Source organism: Neptuniibacter sp. UBA6509, assembly GCA_002435145.1.
In the GTDB taxonomy this organism is placed as follows: domain Bacteria; phylum Pseudomonadota; class Gammaproteobacteria; order Pseudomonadales; family Balneatricaceae; genus Neptuniibacter.
Genome location: DJLT01000084.1, coordinates 1 through 11,887, shown reverse-complemented (window position 1 = coordinate 11,887; position 11,887 = coordinate 1). Strand labels below are relative to the sequence as shown.

Here is an 11,887-nt window from a genome sequence, read left to right as displayed (position 1 = left end):
TTACATTTTATATACGCCTTAGGTTAATAATAAATTGATATATAAGGTGTTGTGCTTCAAAAGCATGGCGCTTTCTCCAAGGAGAAAAGAATGAGTCACCACAGCGATCTGATTGAATCTGATATTCAAGAATATCTACATCAGCACGAGAACAAGGAATTACTACGCTTTCTAACCTGCGGTAGCGTAGATGACGGTAAATCCACGTTGATTGGTCGTTTATTACATGATTCAAAAATGATCTATGAAGATCAGTTAGCCGCTATTCAGAAAGATAATGAACGCGTTGGTAATGCAGGCGAAGAGCTCGATTTGGCTTTGCTAGTTGATGGTTTACAAGCTGAGCGTGAACAGGGCATCACAATCGATGTTGCTTACCGTTATTTTTCTACTTCAAAACGTAAATTCATCATTGCTGATACGCCGGGCCATGAGCAATATACCCGCAACATGGCAACAGGTGCATCAACGTGTGATCTAGCGATTATCTTGATCGATGCGCGTTATGGTGTGCAGGTTCAGACTAAACGTCATAGCTTTATCGTTTCTCTACTAGGTTTGAAGCATACGGTTGTTGCTATCAACAAAATGGATCTGGTTGATTACAGTGAAGAGCGTTTTGAAGAGATCAAAGCTGAATATCTTGAGTTCTCAAAGCAGCTTGATCTGCCAGACATTCAGTTTGTGCCTCTTTCTGCTCTAAAAGGTGACAACGTAGTTAGCCCTTCTGAGTCAATGACTTGGTTTGAAGGCGAGCCGTTGATGCATACTTTGGAAAATGTAGAGATCGCAAACGATCAGAACTTTGATGAGTTACGTTTCCCTGTTCAGTACGTAAACCGTCCAAACCTAGATTTTCGTGGTTACTGCGGTACTTTGACGTCAGGTATTGTACGTCCAGGTGATGAAGTGACTGTTTTACCATCAGGTAAATCAAGCAAAGTTAAGTCTATAGTGACGTTTGAAGGCGAGATTGAGGAAGCTTTTCCTCCAATGGCCGTTACATTGACATTGGAAGATGAGATCGACATCTCACGTGGCGACATGTTAGTTCATAGTGACGCCGTTCCTCAAAGCACTAACCGCTTTGATGCTATGGTTGTGTGGATGTCTGAACAGAGCATGCAAGCGGGTCGTCAATACGAAGTTAAACTAAACACAACACGTGTTGCGGGCGGGATTAGCAACGTAAGAAATCGTGTTGATGTGAATACGCTAGAAGAAAGTCCAGCCAGTTCTCTTGAGCTGAATGAAATTGGCCGTTGCGAGATTACACTGGAACGTCCAGTGGTAGCAGACGATTATCGTTCGCATCACGGTACAGGCTCTTTTATCATTGTTGATCGCTTAACCAACGAAACTGTTGCGGCGGGCATGAGCATTAATGATGGCTCTTCTCAGCTAGTAGATCTAAACAGCAACTTAGTTAACGAGTCTAGAATCACAGCGGCTGATCGTACTATTCGTTTTGGACAGCAGGCGGCAACGATTACAGTTTCAGGCGGTAGTGCTGAACAGCGTCAGACTATTTTGTTCAGTTTAGAGTCTGTTCTATTTGAACAGGGGCGTGCTGTTGTTGCTTTTAACGAAGAACAGCTTTCTGGAGTAGACAATAAGGCTTCTGCATTGGAAGGCTTACTAAATCAAGCAGGTCTAATTTCAATACTAGAAACCGAAGAAGGTATTCAAGGTGCTTTGAATATTCAGGTTGATCAGTTGGATGCGGATACGGCAAACGGCCAATTAGAGCTGGCTATTGAGTTGTTGAAACAGAAAAATCTGATCTAATGAATATTAGGGAGGTGTATCCTCCCTTGTTTTTCTTCTATATCAGATTCACGCTATACCTAAACTATGCCTTTCAAGGTAGACTTTAGCATTTGCTAATCTATGTTCAGGTGAAGTTTCAGTATTGTAATTTCACGATTACATATCATGGGTACCATTTAGTTAATTACAGATTTTATGGCAGATTATCTTCTGATTGTTATCAGCACTGTGCTGGTAAATAACTTTGTACTGGTTCAGTTCCTAGGGCTGTGTCCTTTTATGGGCGTTTCCAATAAGTTGGAGACGGCTATGGGGATGTCTCTAGCGACGACCTTTGTGTTAACTCTGTCATCTGTATGTAGTTATTTAGCGTATACCTATCTGCTTCAGCCTCTTGATCTTGGTTATTTGCAAACAATAACCTTTATTTTGGTGATTGCTGTTGTTGTACAGTTCACTGAGATGGTCGTGCGTAAAACAAGTCCAATGTTGTATAAAGTGTTAGGTATTTTCCTACCGCTGATAACAACGAACTGTGCGGTTTTAGGTGTAGCGTTACTTAATATCAAAAAACTAAATGGCTTCATCGACTCTATTGTTTATGGTTTTGGTGCGGCTGTTGGTTTCTCCCTTGCTTTGATTCTTTTTTCAGCGATGCGTGAGCGTATTGCTGTCGCTGATGTTCCTGTGCCTTTTAGGGGAGCGGCTATCGGCATGGTCACTGCAGGATTAATGTCATTAGCCTTTATGGGCTTCACAGGTCTGGTTCAGATCTAGGAGCGCATAATGGAATACGTAATTATTGCTGTTTTAGCCCTCTTAGGGCTCGCTATCGCTTTTGGCTTATTGCTTGGATTTGCTTCGGTTCGTTTTCGGGTTGAAGGTAATCCTATTGTTGAGCAAATCGATGGTATGTTGCCGCAGACTCAGTGCGGGCAATGTGGTTATCCAGGCTGCCGACCTTACGCTGAAGCAATCGCTGATGGCGATGCAATTAACAAATGCCCTCCTGGTGGTCAAAGTACGGTAGAAGCTTTAGCTGATCTATTAGATCTTGAAGCACTGCCACTTGAAGGCGGTGTTGAAGAAGAACCTGTCAAAACGGTTGCCTATATTCGCGAAGATGAATGCATAGGGTGTACTAAGTGCATTCAGGCTTGTCCTGTTGATGCGATTTTGGGTGCAGCGAAGTTGATGCATACGGTTATTGAGACTGAATGTACTGGCTGTGATCTTTGTGTGGAACCTTGCCCTGTAGATTGCATTGATATGCTACCCGTAGAAACAACATTGAATACTTGGAAATGGGATATGCCAAAACCTGGCGTTCAGCTTATCGTTACCGATCGCCGTGGTGAAATTTCTGAAGAGGGAGCTGCATAATGAGCACACAGTTTTCTTTTCATGGTGGTGTTCATCCTCCAGAGAATAAACATCGTACGACCGGGCTTTCTGTACAAACGGCTCCAATCCCGGCAGAGCTAGTTGTTCCTTTATCTCAGCATATAGGTGCGCCATCCGAAATTGTTGTCGCTATTGGTGATAAGGTCCTCAAAGGGCAGGTAATCGCTGAAGCTGCTGGTCGTATTAGTGTCAATGTGCATGCGCCTAGTTCAGGAACTGTGGTTGCCATAGAGAAACGTGCGGTCCCTCATATTTCAGGTATGCAAGCACCTTGCATCATTATAGAAACCGATGGTGAAGATAGGTGGATCGAGCACCAAGGGCTCGCTGATTACCATACACTTCCAAAGCAGGAACTGATCGATTTCGTCCGTCACCACGGTATAAGTGGTATGGGCGGTGCAGGCTTCCCTACCGATGTGAAGTTACATCTAGGTGATGATCATATTGTTAACACGCTTGTTATCAATGCGATGGAGTGTGAGCCCTATATCACAGCTGATGATATGTTGCTGCGTGAACACTCAGATAAAGTAATCAAAGGGATCGAGGTTATAGCCCATCTTCTGCAGCCTAGTCATGTAATGATAGGTATTGAAGATAATAAACCCCAAGCGATTCGAGCACTCGAATTAGCGGCGAAAGAAACAAAACTTAATTTAGATATTGTTGTTGTGCCTACCGTTTATCCATCGGGTGGTGAGAAGCAATTGATCAAGTTACTTACAGGAATTGAAGTGCCTACTGGGCATATTCCTGCAGATGTCGGTATTGTTTGTCAGAACGTTGGCACGACAGCAGCTATTTACGATGCGGTGTTTGATGGCATCCCGCTGATCTCTCGCATTGTTACTTTAGCGGGAGAAGCGTTAGCTCAGCCTCATAATATGCGAGCATTAATAGGAACGCCTTTAGAGGTCCTATTGGAAGCTGCTGAAATCAATCAGAATGCGCTTTATCGCTTGGTTATAGGTGGCCCTATGATGGGCTTTACGGTTGAAAGCCAATCTATTCCAATGATTAAAACAACTAACTGCATTATTGCAGCGAGTTATGAGGAGATGCCGCCAGCTCCTCCTGCTAATCCATGTATTCGATGTGGTATTTGTGAACAAGTTTGCCCAGCAGAATTATTACCACAACAGTTACATTGGTTTGCTAAAGGTAAAGAGTTCGATAAAGCGAAACAGCATAATTTATTTGACTGTATAGAGTGCGGTGCTTGCTCTTATGTTTGTCCAAGTAATATTCCTTTAGTTCAGTACTATCGTTTTGCTAAATCTGAAATTCGAAATGAAGAAGCGGAGCAGCGTAAGGCCGATCACGCTCGAATTCGTTTTGAGGCAAGACAAGCTCGTTTAGAACAAGAAAAAGCAGATAAAGAAGCACGCAGAAAACAGAGAGCGGCTGATGCAGCGAAGGCACAGGCGGTTAAAAAGGATAAGGCTGCGACATCTCCTGATTCAGACAAAGCAAAATCTGGAGAGCCAGATCTAAAAGCACTTAAAACTGCTGCGGCGGTTTCTCGAACTAAGCTGAAAAAAGCTCAGAAGGCCTTGCAAAATGCACAGGATAAAGAGCTTGACGGTCAAGATAAACTTAAAGCTACGGTCGCTGAGTTAGAAGTGAAAGCTGAAGCGGCTCAGCAGGCATTTGATCAAGCCCAAAATGCGCCTGCTCCAGCGGCGCCTGTATTAGATATTAAACAGCTGAAAACAAATGCTGCGGTTGCACGTACAAAATTGAAGCAGGCAGAGAAAGCCTTAGATAAAGCAGAAACATCTGGTGAAGGTGATATAGAAGCATTGCGTGTTAAGCTTTCTGAACAACAGGCTAAAACGGTTGCCGCTCAAGCGGCTTATGACAATGCAGAGTCAGGTGGTGTTGCGGCTAATAGCGTTTCTAATGAAAAGTTAGAAGGGTTGAAAGCTGATATGGAAGCAGCGTTAGGTAAAGTCAATAAAGCGCAAAAAGCTTTAGATACAGCGATTGAGGGTAATAGTCCTGCTGTTGAAAAGATGAAAGCGGGCGTTGAAAAACTACAAGCTAAATACGATACCCTAAAAGCTGAGTATGAGAGTACACAAAATTTAGCACCAACCGCAGCCGTTGCAGTCTCTTCTGAGCAGGTAGCAGATCTCAAAGCCGATATGGATGGGATGGCAGCTAAAGTTGAAAAAGCACAGAAAGCGTTAGATGTAGCTGTTGAATCAGGTAGTCCAGCTGCAGAGAAAATGAAAGCGGGTGTTGAAAAGTTACAAGCAAAGTATGAAGCGGCTAAAGACGAATATGAAAAAGCGATTTCGCCGTTAAATAGCGTACCGCTAAGCATTGATCTAGAAGGCCTTAAAGCTGACATAGAGGCATTGTCAGGAAAAGTACAGAAAGCACAGACTGCGTTAGCCGCGGCACAATCATCGGGTAGCCCCGCAGCAGAAAAGATGAAGGCCGGCGTGGAGAAGTTACAATCTAAGCTCGATGACCTACATCAAGAGTACGCTCAGGCGGGAGGGCAGCTGCCTGAACCTGAGCCGGAAGTTATCGATCCTAAAGCACTTAAGCAGCAAGTCTCTATTATGCGCACCAAGCTTAAAAAAGCGCAACAAGCTCTAGAGACTGCAAATGAACAGGGCGATGCTGAAGATTTATCTGAACTAAATGCAGAAGTAGAACGTCTTACTAGCTTACATGATGAGGCTAAAGCAGCTTTTGATGCTTATGAGAAAACGCAGGTAGATAAAGCCGCTGCGGAAGGCATTGATTTAAAACAGTTGAAAATTGATGCTGCGATGGCGCGGGCTGCTGTTACTAAAGCTGAACGTGCGGCTAAGAAGGCTCGCGAAGAAAAAGTCGAAGATCTGTCAGGTATAGAGCAACAACTTGTAGTCGCTCAACAAGAAGCTGAACATTTAAATCAAACATTAAGTCGCTTTACCGATTAAGGAAGTTGTAACTGATGGCGTTAATACGCACTAGCTCCCCCCACCTTCATAAAGCCAGTAGCACTGCAGATGTCATGCGGTTAGTGGCTTTAGCTACATTGCCGGGTCTTGCTGCAATGACCTTCTTTTTTGGTTGGGGAACAATCATTAATGTGATGTGGGCGTGCTTGTTAGCGGTTGGGTTTGAAGCGTGCATCGTAAAAATTCGTAAGCGACCTTTAGGCTTCTACCTTAAAGATTATAGTGCGATTGTGACCGCGTTGTTATTGGGTTTAGCGCTGCCTCCTTTCGCTCCATGGTGGATCACCTTGGTTGGTGTGTTTGTTGCGATTGTCATTGCTAAACACCTATATGGGGGGTTAGGGCAAAACCCTTTTAATCCAGCAATGGTTGCTTATGCATTATTACTTGTTTCCTTCCCTGTTCAGATGACAAGTTGGGCAGAGCCTTTCGTACTTACCCATGGTGATAGTTGGCAGGTATTAGAGTTTACTCAGACGTTGGGTGCTATTTTTGGTTCTGTTGACCCGGCTTTAATTGATATGTACACCGGTGCGACACCTTTAGACGCTATGCGTCATAGAGGGGGCCTAACAACAGAAGAAGTATGGAGAACCGTTCCTGTTTTAGCTGAAGGGATTGGTGCTTGGCACGCTGTGAGTGCTGCCTATTTGATGGGTGGGGTGTTTCTTATTTACCGTAAGGTTTTTACTTTACATACTCCTGCTGCTGTTCTTGGATCATTGGCCGTAATCTCCAGTATTTTCTATATGCTTGACCCTTATGCGTTTGCTGATCCGTTTTTTCATTTGACAGCGGGTGCCACCATGCTTGGTGCTTTCTTTATTGCAACGGACCCAGTGACCTCTGCGACCAGTAATCGTGGAAAAATTATTTTTGGTATTGGTATTGGCATTCTTATTTATGTTATTCGTGGTTGGGGAGGATACCCAGATGCAATTGCTTTCGCAGTGCTTCTCATGAATCTTTGTGCACCATTTATAGATCAGTACACGCAGCCTCGCAGTTATGGTCATGCCAAAGCGAAACGCGGCATGAAGGGAGGTGCATGATGCAGTTATTTAGTGCCATTAAATCCAGCACCCTAGCGATTAGTTTATTTGCGGTTGTTTGTGCCGGCGTCATTGCTGTTACTCAGGTCACTACAATCGACAAAATTACCGCTAATGAACGTGAGTTTAAGGCCAAAGCGCTATATGAGATTGTTCCGCGTGAAAGCATTGATAATCAATTATTAGAAGATACCTTTGAGATACAAATCGCAGAGCTTGGGCACCACCAACCTGTGATGGCCTATCGAGCAAAGAAAGATGGTTTAGTTAAGGCTGTTATCTTACCGGTCACTGCACCTGATGGTTATAGTGGTAATATCAATCTTATCGTCGGGATAAATGCTAACGCCTCAGTTGCGGGTGTTAGAGTCCTTGCCCATAAAGAAACACCGGGGCTGGGGGATAAGATTGAGACTAAAAAGTCTAATTGGATAATGAGTTTCAACGGTCAGTCTAAGAATACAGGAAAAGGCCCTTCATGGGCGGATAAAAGCTGGGCAGTAAAGAAAGACGGTGGTCAGTTTGATCAGTTTACTGGCGCAACGATTACTCCAAGAGCCGTAGTAAATGCTGTCGGTCGTGCATTAGATTATTTTGCAGCCAATCGTGCTGAGCTGTTACAACTAAAACCTGAAACTAAGCAACCTTCAACGGAGGTAACCCAGTAATGTCGGGTGATTTAAAAAAAATCTCTATGGATGGTTTGTGGGGCAATAACCCTGCATTAGTGCAGCTATTAGGCTTATGTCCGTTACTCGCTGTAACTGGAACTGTAGTCAATGCAATTGGGTTGGGTATTGCGAGCACTTTAGTACTGCTCGGTTCTAACCTAACGGTGTCGGCTTTTCGTAAATTTGTACCCGAATCGGTTCGTTTGCCTATCTTTGTAATGATCATTGCCTCTTTCGTGACAGCTATTGAGCTACTAATGAAGGCATTTACTTATGAGCTTTATTTGATCTTAGGTATTTTCATCCCGTTGATAGTAACCAACTGTGCAATCATGGGACGAGCAGATGCGTTTGCATGCAAAAACCCAGTTAAAGAGTCACTGATAGACGGCTTAATGATGGGGCTAGGTTTTACAGCCGTTCTGGTCGTTCTTGGGGCTATGCGTGAAGCGTTAGGTTTAGGCGTTTTATTTAGTGATATGCATCTATTGTTTGGTCCTATGGCTGAAGGCTGGAAGATCACCTTGGTGGATGATTACCCGGGTTTCCTATTTGCTATATTGCCGCCTGGTGCATTCGTAGGCATGGGGCTAATTATTGCGCTTAAAAATGTGATAGATGCGCGTAACGATGCACGCAAAGCTGCACTAAACCCTTCTGACGGTGTTCGACCTGAACGCGTAAGAGTCACAGGCTAGGATTCTTTTTCCACAAGGGGATAATTTCCTTTTGTGGAATTGTTTTCTGCTTGTGCTTCATTTAATCTTTTGGCTCCCGACTTTCTCTTCTTATTTAGTGTAAGGAATTTATGTGAGCCACCCTGTCCCTGTAGTCATTTGTGATGATTCCCGTTTAGCGCGTAAGCAGATGGCCTCTGCATTGCGTGGGTGGAATGTTGAGGTTACGTTCGCCGAGCACGGCTTAGAAGGTTTAGAGGCGGTTAGAGCGGGCAAAGGGGATATCTTATTCTTAGATTTAACCATGCCTATTATGGATGGTTATCAAGCGCTTGAACGCATCAGAAGCGATGACTTACCTACAATGGTTATTGTGGTTTCAGGTGATGTGCAAGAGAAAGCTCGCGCACGTGTTCTAGAACTGGGAGCTTTAGAGTTTATTCGTAAGCCAACTTCCCCTGAGGCTATTGCTGAGGTGCTCCATCGGTTCGGTTTATTAACTGAGCTGGAACACCCGAGCCGCGCATCTGAAGAAGTTAATTCTACTGTTGCTCTTCCTGAGTATTACCAAGAAATATCTAATATTGCGATGGGTCAAGCTGGTGAAATGCTCGCCCGGTTATTGAATACATTTGTTCATTTGCCTATCCCAGTTGTTAATATGGTATGTCCTGCAAGTCTTGAGGAGAGGCTTTTGGATGCCAAAGCAAATCAATTTGAGTTGATTAGCCAAGGGTTTATTGGTGCGGGTATAGCGGGTGAGGCGTTTCTCCTGCTAGAAAAGAGCAGTTTGGACAAGGCTTCTAAGCTGATGGACCTTTCAGACGTTAGCGAACATCGTAAATCCGAGCTTTTAATGTCATTAGCTAATACTCTGATTGGGGCTTTTATTAATAGCTTCTCCCAACAGTTGGATATTATTTTTAGTAAGGCTACTCCACATATCTTGCGAGATTTCAGTGGTTTCATTAAACAGTCTCAAGATTGGGAGGAAACCCTGATGATCACGATCGATTATCAATTGAATGAGCATGACATCCAATGTGAATTAATGTTGGTTTTCACTCAGGATTCCTTGCTAAAACTAGAAAAAATTGCGAGCTACTTTTAATGAATGCGCATAGTAGTAATGAGATAGGTGACCTTCACTGGACGTTAGGCCTAATTCAAAATTTGGAAGTGGGTCTTGTTGTCGTTGATCGTGCAGGTTGTATAAAACTTTGGAATGGTTTTATGGAAAATCATTCAGGAGTGCCAGCTCGGGACCTTACTGATAAACAACTGCTTAAGCAGTTTCCTGAACTTCCAGCAAGCTGGTTACACCGCAAGCTTGAATCAGTGTTTTTGTTACGTAACGCGGCCTATGTTTCTTGGGAGCAAAGGCCTTACTTGTTTCATTTTAAAAGTAATCGCCCAATTACGGGTATCGCTCAGTTTATGTATCAAAATATCACGTTGATTCCTCTGACTTCTCCCACCGGAGAAGTCGATCATGTGGGTATATTGATTTATGACGTGACTGACACTGCGACGGGCCAGATCGCATTAGAGAAAGCAAATAAGAAGCTCCAAACGCTGAGCCGTGAAGATCGTTTAACCGGCTTATATAATCGTGGATATTGGGAAGAGTGTCTCAATCATGAATTTGAGCGCTTTAATCGTAGCGAACTTATCAGCACATTAGTTCTATTTGATATCGATCACTTCAAGAAAGTTAATGATACATACGGGCACCAAGCGGGTGACGAGGTCATTCGTGAGGTTTCCAAAGCACTGCAGCAGCAAGCACGAAAAACTGATATAGCGGGTCGATATGGCGGTGAAGAGTTTGGTGTGATCTTAACAGGCACAAAGGGAGAGAGTGCCATGATTTTTGCTGATCGCCTTAGGGCAAATATTGAAGCGCTTGTCGTGTCTTACGGTGAACATCAAATTAAGTTTACAATTAGTTTAGGTGTTTCGGAGATAAATTATCAAATAGATAGTGCGACGGAATGGTTAGAACAAGCAGACCAAGCTCTATATAAATCAAAACAGAGTGGTCGAAACTGGACCACGTTATTTGGTGCAGAGTAGTCGCTGAGTTTATAAAGATTGAGAATGAATAAACATAAACGTCACGAAATTTTCTCTCGCTGGAGAGATGATAATCCCCATCCGACTACTGAGTTGGAATACACTTCTCCTTTTGAATTGTTGATCGCCGTTATCCTTTCGGCTCAATCTACAGATGTGGGCGTTAATAAAGCGACCCGAAAATTGTACCCTGTTGCTAACACGCCGGCGGCAATCTATGCACTGGGTGTAGATGGTTTGAAGGAGTATATAAAAACGATTGGCTTGTTTAATGCTAAAGCTGAAAATGTGATTAAAACCTGCAAAATGCTGGTTGAGCTACATGATTCAGTTGTGCCCGACACACGTGAGGCCCTAGAGGCATTACCCGGTGTCGGCCGTAAAACCGCGAATGTCGTTTTAAATACCGCCTTTGGGCAGCCTGCAATGGCTGTTGATACGCATATCTTTAGGGTATCTAACCGTACTAAAATTGCCCCAGGTAAAAACGTGAACGAAGTCGAGCAAAAGTTGATGCGTTTTATTCCTAAGGAGTTTCTGCTTGATGCCCATCATTGGTTAATTTTGCATGGTCGTTATACCTGCGTTGCCCGTAAGCCTAAATGCGGCTCATGTCTGATTGAGGATCTGTGTGAGTACAAAGATAAAATAGAGTTTTAAACACTGGTGTACCTCTTTTCCTTTGCTAATGATATTCAGCACTATGACTAAGATTCCTTAGAACTGTCTCTTTGGTGATTATTTTTCGTACAGCTGTAGCCTTTTTGCGTTTTTTTCTTACTATACTGTTTGAATAAGTGTGAAAAAATAAGTTTTTCACAATATTTAAATATTCTTTTTGTCTTTAATTACTTGAATAATAAAGTAATTTTATTTCGGCGCTTTAAAGACGGTTGCTTTGTAAGTGTTTGATTTTACTTGAAAGGGAGACATGAAGAACAACTAAGGAGGCTCGCTATGTGGTCTCAAAAGAAAATAATAGCTGTTGCGATCAGTAGCGCTATTTTGAGTGTTCAGGTACAAGCGGCTGCTTATCCTAAACAAAATGACCCTGAAGAACCTGATTCTGTTGCTGAATGGGGACCATGGGCATTACCATTTGGAACCGCAGCTGGGGAGCCAACAGGAGGTGTCGCATTAGCTTTCGCTTCAGGTGGTGGGGATGAATATGTTTTCCCTGATGATTTAGCGCTGAACGGACAAGAACAGCCTAGCGATCAGGAAGAACCAACACCGACGCCAACGCCAACACCAACGACAACGCCAACGCCAAC

Annotated in this window: 11 protein-coding genes; all 11 read left to right on the top strand. The window is 43.5% G+C overall.

Features of this window, described 5'->3' with window-relative positions:
- Positions 1–90 precede the first annotated feature (90 nt).
- Positions 91–1,788 carry a sulfate adenylyltransferase subunit CysN gene (cysN, locus tag B4K11_RS10200; RefSeq protein WP_292956283.1) on the top strand — a complete coding sequence of 566 codons (1,698 nt, stop codon included), beginning with the start codon at positions 91–93 and terminating at the stop codon, positions 1,786–1,788.
- A gap of 177 nt (positions 1,789–1,965) precedes the next feature.
- Positions 1,966–2,547, top strand: a complete 582-nt coding sequence (gene rsxA / locus B4K11_RS10195; RefSeq protein WP_292956280.1) for an electron transport complex subunit RsxA — start codon at positions 1,966–1,968, stop codon at positions 2,545–2,547.
- Between the two features lie 9 nt (positions 2,548–2,556).
- Positions 2,557–3,153 (top strand): electron transport complex subunit RsxB, encoded by a 597-nt coding sequence (gene rsxB / locus B4K11_RS10190; RefSeq protein ID WP_292956277.1) that lies wholly within the window; start codon positions 2,557–2,559, stop codon positions 3,151–3,153.
- Positions 3,153–6,116 carry an electron transport complex subunit RsxC gene (gene rsxC, locus B4K11_RS10185; protein ID WP_292956274.1) on the top strand — a complete coding sequence of 988 codons (2,964 nt, stop codon included), beginning with the start codon at positions 3,153–3,155 and terminating at the stop codon, positions 6,114–6,116. Before rsxB ends, rsxC begins: the two co-directional genes overlap by 1 nt.
- Before the next feature lie 14 nt (positions 6,117–6,130).
- Positions 6,131–7,189: an electron transport complex subunit RsxD gene (gene rsxD, locus B4K11_RS10180; protein WP_292956271.1), complete on the top strand. Its 1,059-nt coding sequence runs from the start codon at positions 6,131–6,133 to the stop codon at positions 7,187–7,189.
- A complete protein-coding gene (gene rsxG, locus B4K11_RS10175; RefSeq protein ID WP_348703127.1) occupies positions 7,186–7,857 on the top strand; it encodes an electron transport complex subunit RsxG in 672 nt (223 codons plus the stop codon). The genes rsxD and rsxG overlap by 4 nt, the downstream gene beginning before the upstream one ends.
- Positions 7,857–8,558: an electron transport complex subunit E gene (locus tag B4K11_RS10170; protein WP_292956268.1), complete on the top strand. Its 702-nt coding sequence runs from the start codon at positions 7,857–7,859 to the stop codon at positions 8,556–8,558. Before rsxG ends, B4K11_RS10170 begins: the two co-directional genes overlap by 1 nt.
- A gap of 112 nt (positions 8,559–8,670) precedes the next feature.
- On the top strand, positions 8,671–9,648 hold the full coding sequence (locus tag B4K11_RS10165) for a response regulator (protein ID WP_292956265.1): 978 nt from the start codon (positions 8,671–8,673) through the stop codon (positions 9,646–9,648).
- Positions 9,648–10,613 (top strand): GGDEF domain-containing protein, encoded by a 966-nt coding sequence (locus tag B4K11_RS10160; protein WP_292956262.1) that lies wholly within the window; start codon positions 9,648–9,650, stop codon positions 10,611–10,613. The genes B4K11_RS10165 and B4K11_RS10160 overlap by 1 nt, the downstream gene beginning before the upstream one ends.
- 24 nt (positions 10,614–10,637) lie before the next feature.
- Positions 10,638–11,273: an endonuclease III gene (gene nth, locus B4K11_RS10155; RefSeq protein WP_292956259.1), complete on the top strand. Its 636-nt coding sequence runs from the start codon at positions 10,638–10,640 to the stop codon at positions 11,271–11,273.
- A gap of 297 nt (positions 11,274–11,570) precedes the next feature.
- The coding region (locus B4K11_RS10150) for a hypothetical protein (RefSeq protein ID WP_292959363.1) at positions 11,571–11,887 on the top strand (317 nt) is incomplete at its 3' end.